Genomic DNA, 15,473 nt, shown 5'->3' on the forward strand with positions numbered 1-15,473 from the left:
GACCTGCTTACGTGAGCTCTATTGCTATGAAACCAAAGTCAGCGACCTGTCGGCATTGCGTGAGATGGATTGTTTACAGGTATTCTCTTGCACTGACACACAAGTCAGTGATTTATCGCCATTGAGAAAAACAATAAGCTTAGAGACGTTACGTTGTGGAAAAACCTCAGTAATTGATCTTTCACCTGTTAATAAGCTCTCTAAACTAAGTGAAGTTAAGTTTCAAAACACGAATATTAGGGATTTACTGCCTCTATCTCAGCTCAAAAATTTGAGTGTTATTGAGTGTAGCTCAACTTTAGTATCTACACTTGAGCCTATTAAAGAGCAAATACAAAAAAATAGTTTAGATATATCGTTAAAAGATTGTCCCTTGATCTCGCCACCTATTGAATTTGCTGAGTCTGGGAATAAAGCAATAAACGAGTATTTTGATCAAATTGGCATTGACAGTGAACCGCTGAATCAAACCAAAGTGATTTTTTTAGGCGACGGTGGCTCGGGTAAAACTTCCCTAATAAAACGGCTTCGTAATGAAGTATTTGATGAAAGTGAAGGGCAAACGCACGGTATACAAATACACTCTGTTGACTTCAACACTGGCTTTGATTCTATATCCGCAAGATTATGGGACTTCGGTGGGCAAGAAGTTATGCACGCGACACATCAGTTCTTCCTGTCTCAGCGTTGTATTTACGTTTTGTTGCTAAATAGCCGTACAGATGAAAAAGCGGAGTACTGGCTGAAACATGCTAATAGTTTTGGTGGTAATTCGCCTGTGTTAGTAGTGCTTAATAAGATCGATGAGAATCCATCTTTCGAAGTGGATAGAAAGCGTTTAAGTAGCAAATATAAACAAATAAAGGGATTTCATAGGGTCTCTTGCAAAACGGATGAAGGTTTAGGTGAATTACAGGAAGCACTAAGAGAGCAGTTTTTATTATCTGACACTCGCCGCACACCGTTTCCGACGACGTGGTCAGCAGTTAAAAATCACTTTTTGAACATGCAAGATACATTTATTGAAAGCAGTGAGTTTCGAAAAGTGTGTCAAGCGCTTGGGGTGGATAAGAAGTTCAGTCAGGATGTTTTGCTACAATTTCTGCATGACTTAGGAATTGTCATAAATTTCAAAAAACTTAAGCAGTTTGATACGCAGATATTGGACCCTGTTTGGTTAACTAATGGGGTTTATCGAATAATCAATTCCCCGTTAATTACTGAAAATAAAGGTTTGCTTCAAGAAAGTGAATTTGATGATGTAATTAGTAAGTCAGAGCTAAGCACGAACCCTGATGGTACTAAGTATCAGTATCCGCCGAGTAAGCAGCTCTATATTGTCCGTGTCATGCAGGAGTTTGAATTATGTTTTCCTCTAAATCACGAACAATACATCGTGCCTCAGTTATTACCGGTCCAAGAAGCTGACTTTGAGTTCGAAGGCGCAACGCTTCATTTTATCGTCAACTTCCCTGATTTTTTACCAGATAGTATTTTTATACGTTTAATGGTCAAGCTGCATGATTATATAAAAGATGACTTGAGGTGGCGGAGTGGCATGATTTTGTCTAAGCCGTTGGTCTTTGACGCCGTAGCACGAGTTAGGGCGGATAAGGAAGACCGTAAAATTGAAATCGATGTTTGTGGAAAAGAGCCAAGACGTTTTCTTAAATTTATCCGTGTCACACTTCAAGAAATTATTGATGATTTTCCACAGCTCAACTATGAAGAAATGGTGCCTTTACCAAAGACTGATGAGTTAGTGCCTTATCTTCGATTGGTCGGAATGGAGGAGGCTGGGGTTGAACATCATTTCGTTTTAGATACCAAAGAAAATATTAAAGTCTCCAGTCTATTGGATGGTATTGAAGATTCTGAGATGAGAAGTGAGGTAAACCAAACAATAGTGAAGGCCTTTATTTCTTATTCGCATGAAGATAAAGAGCATTTGAAAGAGCTACGCAAAGCACTTTCTCCGCTTGAAAGGCTTAATAAGTTAGAAATTTGGGATGATAGGTCTATAGATGGTGGTGATGATTGGGAGAGTGAAATTTTCCAAAAGCTTCGTGATTCAGATATCGTCTTATGTTTGGTGAGCGCCAGTTTTGTTAAGTCTGATTTTTGTCATGAACGAGAGCTTGAGCAAGCATTGAAAGATCATCAATCAGGAAAGCAAATCGTTGTTCCTATTCAGTTACGAGAGTGTAACTGGGATAGTTTACCAATAGCTAAATTACAGGGCTTGCCTGGAGATTGGATACAAAACTCAGATAATACTGATAGAGCGCTGACCTTAGTTTCTAAAGAACTAGAAGAGATTATCCATAAAATACAAGAGAAAAGAGTTAGAGCTAAACATGGTATCGGTAATCCAAGCCATTCAGGGAGGGAAGAGGGTGGCCAATAGCAGTTTTCTAGGCTAGTGATGACATCTTGTAGCTTAGGGATATTGTTCAAAAACTATATCACATCCGATGCCCCAAACCTCACTTCGATTGGTACGGCCTTATCTTGGCGTATAGTCAAGTAACAGCAGAGCTACTACATCTCAAAGTTGCTCTGTGTCCGTCCATTGTTTGAAAGATAAGCCAATACCTTCCGCCCTTCTTCAACAACGGTAGTGCGCAGGTATTCCCAAAACTGTTCATTTTCCACAGTACGTTTAGCAATATCAGGCGGCAAAAATCGTCGCATTTCTTGCTCAAAACTTGCAGCTAATGAGTCGTCGTTTTCCAGCTGAGTAATACGTTGTTCTAACTTATCAATAAACTCTGTCGTTGTTTGTTTATGATCCGCTATTTTCTTAACCACTAAAGGCAATGGAAGATTAATGGCTTGCTGCTTAAGCCAAGTAATATCCCATAAGTCTCTGTTTTTCATTCGGTTAGGGCGAAGGGCTAGGGCAACCAGTTTATTCGCAAGTATCTCTTCACGACTCTCAACTTGCAAAATTAGTCCTGCTGTTCCCATATCTACACCGTAGTGGTTGAGCAGTAACATGGGTTTTGGTTCGTAACTTGGGATAGCGCAAATATCAATGTTAATGCGCTGCATCGGCATGTTTCGTTGTTCTGGTTTAGTGATGACCTTGAGCTTCCAGGTATCAACATTCCCCGTTTCTCTGTGTGGCTCACTAACGCTAATGGAAAGGCCATACTTCGTTTGTAAGTGACTGATCAGCACTTCGCCTAAGACTTGTAGTTGCTCACGGTTGAAGTCAGCACCACCCGTAAAGTCCAAGTCTTCGCTGAGTCGGTTGGAGCCATAACAAGCACGCAGGCAAGTGCCTCCCATAAAGGTAAGGTTTTTGAGCAAACCAGCCTCAGCCATTTCTCGTAGAATATCGTGGTGCAGCATCTCTTTTTCTACGACCACTCTGAGTGGTGATAGGTCTTGGTTTGTTTTAAGCGCTTCGCTCACTAGTCCATCAAACAAGCTCATCAGCTAGCTCCCAGTCAATAAGGTCTTGGTTACGGTGTGTGTGTTTTATGTCTTTCAGAGCTAAGGCGACAGATGCTCGCCATAAGTGAATACGGTGATCCCAAGTGAGTTGTTGCGCTAATTTCTCGGTGGGTCTGCGAGTATGAATAAACTCAATGCGCCCGAAACTGCCACAATCAACGATGCGATTTCTGCCCGATGACATGAGTGTTATCCATCCAATGGGTATTTGTGAAATAACGCCTGCATCGCTCAAAACAGACTCTAAACTTAAGTAGTTGAACTCACTCGCTCGCAATCTTGCAGCTGCGTGATACAGCAATAGACCGTCATGAGGGTAAGCATCTGGATGCATGTAGAGACCACGACAAACACGTTGTAGCAAGCCACGCTTTACCGCACGACTCAGCAGTAGTTGTAACGCGTCATGGTTGTGTTGTGGCAAAGCACTGCTTAGGTCGCTGAGCGTGAATAGATAATGTTCAGGACTTGCGAGTGCCTTTAGCGTTTCGCTAAGTTGAGATATTGGAGTCATAATACTCTACACTTTCCGTCAATATATGATGGAAAGTGTAGAGCAAAATGTTGTTTTAAGCTATCAAAACTACTACCAGTAGTTCGATCAACCTTGTTAATTATCATTGTGGTTGATAATTTACAAGGTTGTGGTGATTACAAAGCAACCATATTTTAAGTCTCAGTGTTTCCTTTATATCATTGGTGAAAGTATGTTGAATGCTATATACGAAGAAAACTGTAGTAACTGCAAAGGCGACTTAGAGTGCCATTTTTGCAGAGAAACGCTATGTGAAAAGTGTATGATTCAAGCGGAAGGCAAGCACTGTTGCCGCCCCTGTTCCGCATCCATAAGAAACGATAAAGCCTTAGTCGCTTACTTTGTAGAGTGGCATCGCACAGCCAATCTGGGCGCTATAACGCTATTAAAACCGCCAATACTGGTCGTATCCGAGTTCAAAAAGGGAAGCTTGTTCTCAGTAGCAGAGTTCGAAAACGAAAATATTATCGGTTCAATCACACTCCGCTCTGATGGCCAATCTGATGCCGAGGCTATGGATATAGACTCGGGTAAGGCACTATTTACAGAATACCGTATCTTAGTAAACGAGAGAGAAATCGAAGAATTTCTCACGTCGCTGTATGCCAGTGTTTAAACTACTCAGCAGTCGAAACAGGCAGCTTCGCCGCTCGCCAGCTATCAAACCCACCATCCATATGAATAACAGACTTAAAACCAGCTTCTTTCATAAACGGTAGCGTGTTTCCACTTCTAACACCCGTTTTACAATGCACCAACCACGTGGTGTTTTTATCTAAAGCATCTACCGCTTTTTTAAAGCCGAGCGAGTAGTAGTTTATTTGTACTGCGCCAGCGATATGGCCACGGTTATATTCCCAGCCAGTTCTTACATCTAGCACCTTAATGTTTGGGTTATCCTTTAACAGCTGAGCCGCTTGAGTGGCTGACACATCAAGAATGCCGTCATTAAGCACGCCCACACCCGCATCTTTCAACGCTTCGATTGTAGTGTTCACAGGGCTTGCTTGTTCTGCTTGAAGTACTGGGCCACTCAGTACTGTCAGGCTGATACATAGCGCTAATAAATATTTAATTTTTCTCATGATTTCCTCAATCGTTTCACAGCTTTTTATTTTTAAATGGGACAGTAATGACCCATGGAAGTTTAGACGGATTGTCTGACTGAAACTGATTCAAGCCAATCGTCATACCGTCGTGTCCTTTACTTGGTTGATCAATGTAGGTTTTAAATAACCGATCCCAAAAAGGAAGGAAGAAGCCGTAGTTACTATTTGTTTCAGCAGGGATGACCGAGTGGTGAACACGGTGCATGTCTGGCGTCACGAAGAACAAACGTAAGATAGCATCGAACCGTTTGGGTAGTTTCATATTCGCATGGTTAAACATGGCAGAAGCATTCAAAACGATCTCAAAAATCACAACCGACAAGGCTAATGGGCCTAGCAGTAAAATGATGCCGCACTTATAAACCATAGACAGTGCAGCTTCAATCGGATGAAAACGTATACCCGTGGTGACATCAATATCACGATCAGCGTGGTGTACTTTATGAAAACGCCAAAGCACGGGTATATGGTGCGAAGCGACGTGCTGCGCATAAATAGCTAGATCAAGTAGGGCAACACCGAGTGCAATTTGCACGATAAATGGCAGTTCTATTGGCATGAGGTTTAGTAAACCCCAACCATTTTCGTGCGCATATTCAGCGGCAAGCACGGCGGTTATTGGCCCTAAAAGTCTCAATACTACTGAGTTGATCACCACTAACGAAAGGTTGGTTGTCCAGCGTGATTGACGGCTTTGAGTGCGTTCCTTTTTAGGAAACAGGGCCTCCAAAGTCGCCATCAGTGCTAGCACACCGATAAAGATAGTCAGTCGTAGTTGGTTCTCATCTAGCATATTTATTCTCCTGCTTACTTCTTAGTACGTGTATTAAAGTTAAATAGTTTATAAACCGGACAAAAGTTCATGAATGCCGTAACTATTAAAATGACATTGCCTAACTCTAAGGCATGCAGCTTACGGCCAACGACTTCTCGCGCGGTTCCGATCTCGTTTGCGATCTGTGTTTGAGTGGTGACAACGAGCATCTGAGGGTTGCATGCGGTAAAGAGTGAGCTCTCTACCTGACTTCGCGGTCATTTCAACGCGTATCGAGCCACTGCATAAAATGAGAAATGCTTGGCAGCTATCACCCGGTTTAAACAGAACGCTTTGCGCATTAAAGCTAATAACGGATGGTGAAATACCATGAGATTCAATAATTGACTGTGTGAGTCCTGCATCATCGCAGATTTTCTTTTGGTTAGTATTCATTGGTGTTACCAGTCAGTTAGCATGCTTTAGCGCTCATTTAGAAATATGAGTGAGTAAATTATGCGCTTATCTCTGATATTATCGCAATTGGTTTGTGATTATGCTTAACGGCGGGTGTTTTAATTTTGTCCGATTTAGACGTTTATTTGTTTGTTCAGGATCTAAGTTAGGCGCTAATTCGTACCATTTCTTTGACCACTCAAAAAGGAAAGTAAGTCATGTTCAAACTGATTACTGCAGTGCTAGTTACGTCCCTTTTATCCATCAGTCCTTCATTTGCCGCAGATCGAGCGATCACAAAGGTTGCGGGTGATGTGTACCGTTTTCAAAACAAGTTTCATTTTTCGATATTCGTAGTGACGGATAAAGGCGTCGTTGTTACTGACCCTATCAATGCCGAAGCGGCTTCATGGTTGAAGTCGGAAATTAGCAAAATAACAGATAAGCCAATTACGCATCTGATCTATAGTCATAGTCATGGCGATCACGCATCGGGTGGTGCGGCATTTGGCGATATTCCAACCATCATTGCTCACAAAAACGCACCTGAAAAGATTGATGGGGTTGAGCCTACGATACTGATTGATGGTGTAACAACGGTCAAAGTGGGCGGTAAAACAATAGAGCTAACACCACTTGGCCCAGGTCATGGGGCAGACTTGATTGCGATGGTTGTGCAGCCTGAGAACGTTGGTTTTGTGGTTGATGCGGTCGCTTCTAAACGTCTGCCATATCGCAACTTCCCCAACTCAAATGTTGATGACTGGACGGATCAGGTACGTAAAGTTGAGAGCTTAGACTTTGAAATATTTGCGGGTGGTCACGGGCCGATTGGTGTTAAAGCCGATGTCACAGAAGGGCGTGTTTACTTGGAAGAGTTGCGTGAGCAAGTATTGCAGGGACTAAAGTCTGGTAAAACTGTGGAAGAGCTAGAGAAAAGTATCAGCATGGGTAAGTACAAAGACTGGGCTTCTTTCAGTCAATGGCGCGGGCTAAATGTGCAAGGCATGGCGCGACACCTGACAGAGATCGGTGCAGTTAAGTAGCATACATTCCCCAGCCGTCTGTTATGAAGGCTGGGGAAATAAACATCCGACTAAGCGCTCGACTAAGCGCTCATAGCTGTTGGTGAAAAAAGGCTAAGATGCAGTGAGACTCAACGCTTGTTATGCTGTCGGTTTTTCAGTGAGTAGTGCTAAACATGGCGTCAGGCAAACCAGACAAAACGTGGGTATCTATCTTGTTGATTGGTTTGATAGGGTTTGGTATTTACAAGTTACTGACTCACCCCAGCACGCCAATCCCCAAAGCATGGAACCCTACTAAGCCACTGGCTATTGAAGACGATGTGACGCCCTTTACTCCATTTAAACTGACGACTGCGTTGAGGTCTGATAATGGTTGTATCGATGTGCTTAAAGCAGGGAGCATAGGGTTTTCGAAAATGCCAGATTTGGTGTTATCAGGTGCATGCGGTATTGATGATCGTGTCACTCTTTCTAAAGTAGGCACGGCTTCGGTAAAACCGCTGCAAACTTCCTGCCCGATTGCGCTACGCTCTGCCATGTGGGAGCGTCATAGTCTTCAACCAGCAGCTCGCCAATTCTTGGGTGCTGAGATCACTGAAATACTGCATTACTCGAGTTATAACTGCCGTCGAATTCGCGGTTCGAGTAATCGTTGGAGCACACATGCAACGGCTGAAGCGATTGATGTAGCGGGGTTTGTACTGTCAGATGGACGTAAAATCACGTTATTAAAAGACTGGAATAACGAACCCGCTTTTTTCGATGCAATTCAACGCGGTGCCTGCCGCTGGTTTAAAACCGTGTTAGGGCCAAACTATAATAGCCTTCACCGAGATCACTTTCACCTGCAGTCGGTGGGGCGTGGGACGTGTAGTTGAGTGGCATATGTTTTTGGTTAAATGAGTATAAATTCCATAAGGAGGATTTATCATGAAACAGTCAATTGTCCATATTGCGCTGGTTGTAAAAGACTATGACGAAGCTATCGATTTTTACGTCAATAAACTCAAGTTCGAGCTAGTAGAAGATACTTACCAAGCTGAGCAGGATAAGCGTTGGGTTGTCGTGTCTCCACCTGGGTCAAAAGGCGTAACACTGTTGCTAGCAAAAGCTTCAAAGCCTGAGCAGTTAGATGCGATTGGAAACCAGTCTGGTGGCCGTGTGTTTTTGTTCTTAAATACGGATGACTTCTGGCGTGATTACAATCAGATGGTTGAAGAAGGGATTACCTTTGTGCGACCACCTGCAGAGCAAGAGTATGGAACAGTTGCGGTGTTTAAAGACCTCTATGGTAATCAGTGGGACTTACTGCAATTAAACGATGACCATCCAATGGTTTTGCGTAGTCATTAGGATTATTGCGTACTATAAATGTAGGTATACAGGTTAATTTGACATTTATCTCCATTATTTTGGCTGGTATTATTTCCTCTTTAGGGTGTTCTTAATGAGCGTCTTAAATAAAGAAAAACTAGATTCATTTTTCATAATCGCTAGCTGCTTTAACAAGGCGCTAGGCTCGGTACCAATCCTTTATGGCTCTTTAGGTTTGTCGAAAGCGATTGCAACAGATCTCAAAACTGACGATATCGACTTATTGGTAGAGGACTGCATTTTCTCAACGCGTTTAAGTGAAATCAGAGCGCTAATGGAGGAAATGGGTTTTGTGTTAATTGTCCCTAAAGAGAACAAGTTTCAACGAGGCGAACTGGAAGTTGGTATTTCTCATGATGTTGATATGATTGAGTTTTCTGGTGTAGATCCAAGCGCTTTGGAGGTGGTTGAGCTGCCGGCAAAGTACAGAGTATTGAATGCACAAGAGTATTTGAAAACGTACAAAGCCTCATCGCTAGATGGCTATCGTCGAGTGAAGGCTTCCGTTAAAGCGGCTAGTTAGTTTTTTTGAGGAGTATTAAGTGGAAATACATAACATCATAACGTTTATAGCAGTTGCTGCCTGTTGCCTTATCGTTTGGGGGGATAGTCTCTTACTTTAAGAGAGGTTCTAATGAATATTGATTTTGTTTTATCTCCTTCAGAAGAAGAAATAGCTGAAATCTACAATGGTTTAGCAGCTTTTAATGAGCCGTACTTTCCCAACCTTGACCAGAAGGGTTTTGCTTATCTCATTCGAGATGAGGATGGTAAAATACTTGGCGGACTCACAGGAAAAACACTATTTACAGCGTTTCATGTGAACTTGCTTTGGTTGTCAGAGCCTATCCGTGGTTTAGGTTATGGAACGAAGCTGATGCAACAGGCAGAACAAGAGGCTAAAGACCGTGGTGCTATTAATGCATTTGTAGACACTTATAGCTTTCAAGCACCAACGTTTTATGAGCGACTAGGCTATAACGAGGTCGGCCGATATACCGACTTTCCGCGAGTAGATGTCGATAAAGTATTCTTCAAGAAGTGCTTAGTTGATAACAAATCACCAAGTCCGAGCTAGAAAGAGCCGCTGGGGTTTAGCGAAACATGAAAAAGTACATTCTCTTTGACCATGACGGTGTTTTAGTTGAAACGGAGCAGTGGTATTACCGTGCAAACCAACGCGCATTAGCACCTTTCGGTATTCAGCTCCCGCGTGACGCTTATTTGGTGAATATGTCTAATGGTGTGACCACCTGGAAAGTGGCCCGAGATGCTGGCGTGCCTGAGCGTGAAATTGATCGTGCCCGAGTACTACGAGATCAGTATTACCAAGAGTACTTAGCTAGCGAAGACATCGAAATTAATGGCGTACTGGAAACGCTAGATATACTCGCGAGTGATTATCGAATGGGGATTATTACTACTTCAAAACTGTCTGACTTCGCGCTGATCCATGAAAACCGCTCTATCCTAGACTATATGGCATTCGTTATAACTCGACAAGATTATGAGCAAGCGAAACCTCATCCTGAGCCTTACTTGAAAGGTCTGCAACGCTTTGGCGTTTCGGCTGCTGAAGCTGTGGCGGTTGAAGACTCGGCGAGAGGGTTGAAGTCAGCAGTAGCTGCGGGGATTGATTGTATCGCGGTTGCGAACGAGTTTACCGTGTCGCATGACATGTCTAAGGCAGTTGCTAAGGTTGACTTATTTACCGACTTACCTTTAGCTATAAATACCTTAAAAACCACCGAGTAATACCATGGCTGAGCTAAAAGAACTACAGACAAGAATCGTAAATACTCGTCAGGAAAGAGGCTTTGTAACCGACCCGCTGAAGTTACAAATTATGCTGACTGAAGAGGTCGGTGAAATTTCTGCTGAGCTGAAGCGGTTATGGTCAAAAAACTATGATGACTTCTCAAAAGAGCGAGTGGCAAGTGAGATAGCCGATACGTTCGTTTTATTATCGGCGCTAGCATCTGAGTTTGATATCGACTTAGAAAGCGCGGTTGAGACCAAGTTTTTTAAGTCTGATAGTCAGAGGACGTGGGTAAGTGCTGAGGCTGTTGATCACGAAAGCTAGCTCTTCCTATTAGGAAAGTACGAATCTATCTAGCGCTTTTATGGTGTTAAAATAAAAAATCCGCCCAGTTTTATAAAAAACACGGACGGATTAAATGCAGTCAAAAACCGTATTACATCGCTTGATAAATGGTGATTTCAGGTGATGCTTCTAATAAAGGCTTTAGTTCACGAACCACATCATTTTTGAAAAGTTCTGTTGCAAGATACGCTTCTGCCGAAGCCGTATCTTTAAAGCCATGTAAAACCTGAACATTACCCTCATTAATTAATAAGGCTTTAGACGTGCTGTTTTCGATTTTTTCGAGAAACGGCTGTTTATACTTCTTATAAATCTCAGCAGCTGCCGGTCGATTTTCATCGGATATTTTCAAATTAATTTGCAGATAAGCACCTGTACCGGTCGCCCATACTGACGTAGAAAACAATAATACAAATATGCTTGCTAGTAACTTTTTCATTTTGTTCACTCTTTGAGGTTTCTTACTTAGGAGTGATAAATGGTATATAGTTTCTTACTTATAGTTAAATTTGTATTTTTGAGTTATATATTTGGTTTTTGAATAAATGAATATCAAACAGCTAAAGTTTGCTAAAGCGGTAGTCGAGAACGAATCCTTTAGTCTGGCGGCTAAACAGTGCTTTGTGTCTCAGCCTACGCTATCTAATGGTATACAAGCCCTAGAGAATGAATTCGGTTTCGTATTATTTAAGCGTACGACACGAAGTGTTCAGCTATCTTCCTTTGGCGCAGAAGTTTTACCGTTTATTACTTCAATTTTGAATGCTGAAAAAGCCCTGTTTGATCATATTGAAAAATCAAAGAATGTTGAAAAGAGTATCATTCGTTTAGGTGTATCTCCTTTGGTGAACAATGAAATGATTTTGCTCATCATTGCAGCGTATAAAAAAATAAATGCTCGTTGTGAGATCTTGGTAAATGAAAATAACCTAGATGACCTTCAGCGAGAGTTAGATAACGAATTGCTAGATATTATCTTTGTACCTAATGTGCCCGGCATGAAAAGCAAGAAGGTCAATGAGGGTGTATTTCTTTATGAAGAAGCACTTCATGTCATTATGAAAAACAGCTTATTCAATGAGGAAAAGATTACATTGAGTAGTCTTGGAGATGAGACCATCTTGATGGTGCCAGACTCCTGCGGTTTATCAGTAATTACTCGTGGTATGTTCAAAACAACAGGGAAGATATTCAAAGAGTATGGCGGCAAAGCCAATAGTTATCATGTTCTAGCGAATTGGGCCTACAGTGGTTTAGGGGTAGCGTTGTTACCTAAAAGTAAAATACCAGACCATATAAAAGACTCTGTAACACTGTTTAAAAATGGCAACGTCGTGAAAATAAAATATGAAGCAAGATGGAGTGATCACTCCATAATTACTCAAGAATTTCTTAACTTTTCACAAGAACATTTGGTCAACATATCAGGTGGATTAGTTAAAAACTAAACCTTAAAATAGTGTTATTTATAACTCATCCTTACCCGAACGAACTTTCCCCGGTCCTACACCAATGACACGTTTGAAGGCTTTTGAAAAAGAGCCTTCTGATTCGTAACCACATCTTAGCGCTGCTTCAAGCGTGCTGATACCGTCGTCCGCTAACCAACGGTAAGCTTGGGTCATACGCCATTGTGTTTGATAATCTACAGGCGTTTGTCCAACGACTTCTTTAAATAAAGTAGCGAAAGCAGATCGTGACATTGCACAGGCATTTGCAAGTTCCTCTAAACTCAGGCGTTGCTCTTGTTTCTTTTTGGTAACGGTTGCATGGATTAGCTCCATCGCTTTACCTAATTGTGGATGAGCAAAGGCTGCAAATACGCCGCTATCAATATTCAAATTGTCTCTGACTAACAAGTAAAATAAACAATCGGATAATCGATTAAGCAGCACATTATTGTGTTGATTAGAGGTGTGTGCTTCTTCCAACATCAAATCAACAAGCTTTGATATCGCATTATTATCATTTCGACGTACGACTAGAAGTTCGGGCATTTGCTGAACTAACTTGTCAAATATTGCATGGTTATGGTTGAAATCCCCGCACACTAATCCTGTTGAGGGGGCATCTAAGCGGTCAGTCATGGGCACAGACTGAGTTGCATTTTTTGGAATATTTAGGTCAAGAGTATTCGTCAGTTTATGTTGGACATCCGAGGGTAAAAAAACCGCATCACCTTCAAATAATTCTATATTTTCACCATTTAGCTCAAAAAAGCACTGGCCTTGAGTAACAATGTGAAAAGACATTCGTCGACTACCTGAAGTATCAACGGCCCAATTGCCACAGAATTTACCATTGTGGTAGACATTGGCTTCAATTTTCAAACTGTCTAATAACCGATTAATGCCATTCATGGATGATTGGACCTAACTCTTGGGTTTTCAAACATAGGGTGCATTTCGGATTCTCTATATTATTTATTTCATCAGGACGCCACGTAGCAGAACAGTGTGCGGAGGTACTGTTGTTAGCGACAAGTCTTGGATTGATCAATTTTAACTTAAATAGGAAAGACGAAAATGAAAACTTTAAACCCATTGTCAAAGTCTCTTAAAACGTTGGTACTACTGTCAGGTATGTTAGTCAGCAGCCTGAGTTTCGCTGGTATAGCAACGGACACCAATGATAATGACGTTATTCTTTCAGGCTACGACACAGTCTCTTATTTTACGAAAGAAGCACCAGTTCAAGGGAAGTCAGACATTAGCGCGGTTTATAACGGTGCTATTTATCACTTTACATCAGAAGATAACCGAGACGCGTTTAAGGCTGACCCTGCTAAATACGCACCGCAATACGGTGGGTTTTGTGCATTCGGAACATCAATAAGCCAAAAAATTCCTGTAGATCCTACGATTTATGAAGTTCTTGACGGTAAGTTGTACGTACAATCAGGCGCTAAAGCAATGGAACTTTGGGTGCCAGAGAAAGTAAGCAGAATCACATCTGCAGATAAGATTTGGGTAGAAATCAAAGATATTGCTGCTGACGAATTATAAAACGTAGCGACATTATTCTAATTAACCAAGCCGTATACTAATGTATGCGGCTTTTTTTTGCATTCGTCATATTTAAACTCAGTTTCATTGGTAGGGGATAAACCTAGGTTTTATGAAAATTAGGCTGTAAATAAGGTATGGTGTGTATAATATATAAATATAAACGCTACTTTAAGTGATATAAAATTTATTTTAGTATATTTGTGCTTTATTTATAAGCATAATGTGTTTTTAATCACTGGATTATTCCTGTATAACTTGTAATACAGAAGTAACTGCTTTCTGTTTAAGAGTGATTTGTAGCACTTAAATATTAGACAGTAAGAAAAAATAGAGTCGGTCAAGGAGGGGGCAACTTCGTGAGTAACTTATTTCATTTGATATATGCAAGCCAAGCAGTTCATGAGTTCAGCCGACAAGATATTGTTGAATTACTATCAGACGTTAAGCAGAAAAATCAGCAGCTAGATGTTCATGGCATGTTGCTTTATGACAAAGGCTCTTTCTTTCATATTCTTGAAGGTGATAAAGAGATTATTCACGATTTGTTTGATCAAATCGTGAAAGACGAAAAATACCAAAAGGTTACTAAAATTATATTTGAGGCCATACCTAAAATGTTCTTTTCTGATTGGAGTATGGGGTATTCTTCACTTTCTAGAAGTGAGTTAGAACAGATGGATGGCATGAACGATTTTTTTGTCGGACAGACGTGTCTATCGGGCATTGATCAAGGTAGAGCAACAAAGTTGCTCAGAGCATTTTCTTGTGGAAGATGGCGCTCGACCTAGGTTTTATTTATCACTATCCATTGGTATCTTATGTTCAAAGGAATTGATTTCTCTCATGCATTTCAACCTATTATCGATATCAATAAAGGCGATATCGTTTCATATGAGGTCTTGTTAAGAGGGAAAAGCCACGAAGCACCGTGGGTAGTTTTCAACAAAGTCGAGAAACAAGATCTGCCTTTATTTGATCAATATAATCGAGAGAAAGCAATTGCACTAGCATCGCGTCTAGGGCTAGATCGTTCCATTAATTTAAACTTTTTACCCCGAGATATTTTAGCGGATGAGGGTAGTTGTTTAATAAAAACGATTGAAGCGTGTAGACGGCATGGTTTTAACTCAAAGCAACTGACTATTGAGATTACAGAGAGTGAGTTTGTTGAGAACTACGACGCGTTAAGCAATATTCTAAATAATGTTCGTCGAGAGAATATAGTGATTGCGATTGATGACTTTGGAGCAGGGTATGCAGGTCTTAACCTGCTTGCGTCTATCCAACCTGACTTGATCAAAGTTGATATGTCCCTACTACGTCATATAAATGAAAATGGCCCTCGCCAAGCGATTGTGAGGGCAATGAGTAGAGTCTGCTTAGACTTGGGTATTGATGTCTTGGCTGAAGGTGTCGAGACGGAGGAAGAGTTTGATTGGCTACGAAGTATTGATATATCGTTGTATCAAGGCTTTTTGTTTGCAAAACCAGTGTTTGAGTCTTTGCCAACGGTCGATGATTTGAAGTTCAAAATCCCAACAAACTCGTTCACAAGTGTCTGCTGCTACGGCACCTGATTCAGTCATATCATTGCAAAAGAATGTGTACGGATATCACAAAGCTTAAAACCGTTCTTTCTAATG

Annotated in this window: 21 protein-coding genes; 13 read left to right on the top strand and 8 right to left on the bottom strand. The window is 41.3% G+C overall.

The window, feature by feature from the left end:
• Positions 1-64: 64 nt before the first annotated feature.
• Positions 65-2,407, top strand: a complete 2,343-nt coding sequence (locus tag DKT75_RS11550; RefSeq protein WP_146201360.1) for a COR domain-containing protein — start codon at positions 65-67, stop codon at positions 2,405-2,407.
• A gap of 134 nt (positions 2,408-2,541) precedes the next feature.
• On the opposite strand, the gene DKT75_RS11555 is transcribed toward DKT75_RS11550, so the two are convergent.
• Together DKT75_RS11555 and abiEi are read right to left on the bottom strand one after the other, a co-directional pair.
• A complete protein-coding gene (locus DKT75_RS11555; protein ID WP_109823592.1) occupies positions 2,542-3,441 on the bottom strand; it encodes a nucleotidyl transferase AbiEii/AbiGii toxin family protein in 900 nt (299 codons plus the stop codon).
• Entirely contained in the window at positions 3,428-3,976 is a 549-nt protein-coding gene (abiEi, locus tag DKT75_RS11560) for a type IV toxin-antitoxin system AbiEi family antitoxin (RefSeq protein ID WP_109823593.1), read from the bottom strand. Before abiEi ends, DKT75_RS11555 begins: the two co-directional genes overlap by 14 nt.
• A gap of 193 nt (positions 3,977-4,169) precedes the next feature.
• On the opposite strand from abiEi, the gene DKT75_RS11565 reads away from it, so the two are divergent.
• Entirely contained in the window at positions 4,170-4,613 is a 444-nt protein-coding gene (locus tag DKT75_RS11565) for a hypothetical protein (RefSeq protein WP_109823594.1), read from the top strand.
• A 1-nt stretch (position 4,614) separates the two neighbouring features.
• On the opposite strand, the gene DKT75_RS11570 is transcribed toward DKT75_RS11565, so the two are convergent.
• The 4 genes from DKT75_RS11570 to DKT75_RS11585 are packed head-to-tail and all read right to left on the bottom strand — an operon-like array spanning position 4,615 to position 6,316.
• On the bottom strand, positions 4,615-5,082 hold the full coding sequence (locus DKT75_RS11570; RefSeq protein ID WP_109823595.1) for a rhodanese-like domain-containing protein: 468 nt from the start codon (positions 5,080-5,082) through the stop codon (positions 4,615-4,617).
• A 16-nt stretch (positions 5,083-5,098) separates the two neighbouring features.
• Positions 5,099-5,899 carry a sterol desaturase family protein gene (locus DKT75_RS11575; RefSeq protein WP_109823596.1) on the bottom strand — a complete coding sequence of 267 codons (801 nt, stop codon included), beginning with the start codon at positions 5,897-5,899 and terminating at the stop codon, positions 5,099-5,101.
• A 14-nt stretch (positions 5,900-5,913) separates the two neighbouring features.
• Positions 5,914-6,090 (bottom strand): YgaP-like transmembrane domain, encoded by a 177-nt coding sequence (locus tag DKT75_RS22520; protein ID WP_109823597.1) that lies wholly within the window; start codon positions 6,088-6,090, stop codon positions 5,914-5,916.
• Positions 6,020-6,316, bottom strand: a complete 297-nt coding sequence (locus tag DKT75_RS11585) for a cyclic nucleotide-binding domain-containing protein (protein ID WP_109823598.1) — start codon at positions 6,314-6,316, stop codon at positions 6,020-6,022. Before DKT75_RS11585 ends, DKT75_RS22520 begins: the two co-directional genes overlap by 71 nt.
• Positions 6,317-6,534: 218 nt before the next feature.
• Between DKT75_RS11585 and DKT75_RS11590 the strand changes: the two genes are divergently transcribed.
• The 7 genes from DKT75_RS11590 to DKT75_RS11620 all read left to right on the top strand — a co-directional run bounded on the left by DKT75_RS11590 (position 6,535) and on the right by DKT75_RS11620 (position 10,801).
• Positions 6,535-7,362, top strand: a complete 828-nt coding sequence (locus tag DKT75_RS11590; RefSeq protein ID WP_109823599.1) for an MBL fold metallo-hydrolase — start codon at positions 6,535-6,537, stop codon at positions 7,360-7,362.
• A gap of 155 nt (positions 7,363-7,517) precedes the next feature.
• A complete protein-coding gene (locus DKT75_RS11595; RefSeq protein ID WP_109823600.1) occupies positions 7,518-8,222 on the top strand; it encodes an extensin-like domain-containing protein in 705 nt (234 codons plus the stop codon).
• Positions 8,223-8,274: 52 nt separating this feature from the next.
• Positions 8,275-8,697, top strand: a complete 423-nt coding sequence (locus DKT75_RS11600; RefSeq protein WP_109823601.1) for a VOC family protein — start codon at positions 8,275-8,277, stop codon at positions 8,695-8,697.
• 94 nt (positions 8,698-8,791) lie between these two features.
• The gene (locus DKT75_RS11605; protein WP_109823602.1) at positions 8,792-9,241 is read left to right on the top strand and encodes a hypothetical protein; all 450 of its coding nucleotides are present in this window, start codon (positions 8,792-8,794) and stop codon (positions 9,239-9,241) included.
• Between the two features lie 111 nt (positions 9,242-9,352).
• Complete coding sequence (locus DKT75_RS11610; RefSeq protein ID WP_109823603.1) at positions 9,353-9,796, top strand: GNAT family N-acetyltransferase; 444 nt, start codon at positions 9,353-9,355, stop codon at positions 9,794-9,796.
• A 26-nt stretch (positions 9,797-9,822) separates the two neighbouring features.
• On the top strand, positions 9,823-10,473 hold the full coding sequence (locus DKT75_RS11615; RefSeq protein WP_109823604.1) for an HAD family hydrolase: 651 nt from the start codon (positions 9,823-9,825) through the stop codon (positions 10,471-10,473).
• Positions 10,474-10,477: 4 nt separating this feature from the next.
• On the top strand, positions 10,478-10,801 hold the full coding sequence (locus DKT75_RS11620; protein ID WP_109823605.1) for a MazG nucleotide pyrophosphohydrolase domain-containing protein: 324 nt from the start codon (positions 10,478-10,480) through the stop codon (positions 10,799-10,801).
• Between the two features lie 112 nt (positions 10,802-10,913).
• Here the strand turns inward: DKT75_RS11620 and DKT75_RS11625 are convergent, their stop codons facing one another.
• Positions 10,914-11,261 carry a hypothetical protein gene (locus DKT75_RS11625; protein ID WP_211665391.1) on the bottom strand — a complete coding sequence of 116 codons (348 nt, stop codon included), beginning with the start codon at positions 11,259-11,261 and terminating at the stop codon, positions 10,914-10,916.
• 106 nt (positions 11,262-11,367) lie between these two features.
• Between DKT75_RS11625 and DKT75_RS11630 the strand changes: the two genes are divergently transcribed.
• Positions 11,368-12,270, top strand: a complete 903-nt coding sequence (locus tag DKT75_RS11630; RefSeq protein WP_109823606.1) for a LysR family transcriptional regulator — start codon at positions 11,368-11,370, stop codon at positions 12,268-12,270.
• Positions 12,271-12,288: 18 nt separating this feature from the next.
• Here DKT75_RS11630 and DKT75_RS11635 read toward each other — a convergent pair whose 3' ends face one another.
• Positions 12,289-13,182, bottom strand: a complete 894-nt coding sequence (locus DKT75_RS11635; protein ID WP_109823607.1) for an AraC family transcriptional regulator — start codon at positions 13,180-13,182, stop codon at positions 12,289-12,291.
• A 165-nt stretch (positions 13,183-13,347) separates the two neighbouring features.
• On the opposite strand from DKT75_RS11635, the gene DKT75_RS11640 reads away from it, so the two are divergent.
• The 3 genes from DKT75_RS11640 to DKT75_RS11650 all read left to right on the top strand — a co-directional run bounded on the left by DKT75_RS11640 (position 13,348) and on the right by DKT75_RS11650 (position 15,407).
• Positions 13,348-13,827 (top strand): YHS domain-containing (seleno)protein, encoded by a 480-nt coding sequence (locus tag DKT75_RS11640; protein ID WP_109823608.1) that lies wholly within the window; start codon positions 13,348-13,350, stop codon positions 13,825-13,827.
• A 359-nt stretch (positions 13,828-14,186) separates the two neighbouring features.
• Positions 14,187-14,618, top strand: a complete 432-nt coding sequence (locus tag DKT75_RS11645) for a BLUF domain-containing protein (protein ID WP_109823609.1) — start codon at positions 14,187-14,189, stop codon at positions 14,616-14,618.
• Between the two features lie 30 nt (positions 14,619-14,648).
• Positions 14,649-15,407, top strand: a complete 759-nt coding sequence (locus DKT75_RS11650; protein ID WP_109823610.1) for an EAL domain-containing protein — start codon at positions 14,649-14,651, stop codon at positions 15,405-15,407.
• Positions 15,408-15,473 lie beyond the last annotated feature (66 nt).

The sequence above is a fragment of the Leucothrix arctica genome, assembly GCF_003172895.1.
Taxonomy (GTDB): Bacteria; Pseudomonadota; Gammaproteobacteria; order Thiotrichales; family Thiotrichaceae; genus Leucothrix; species Leucothrix arctica.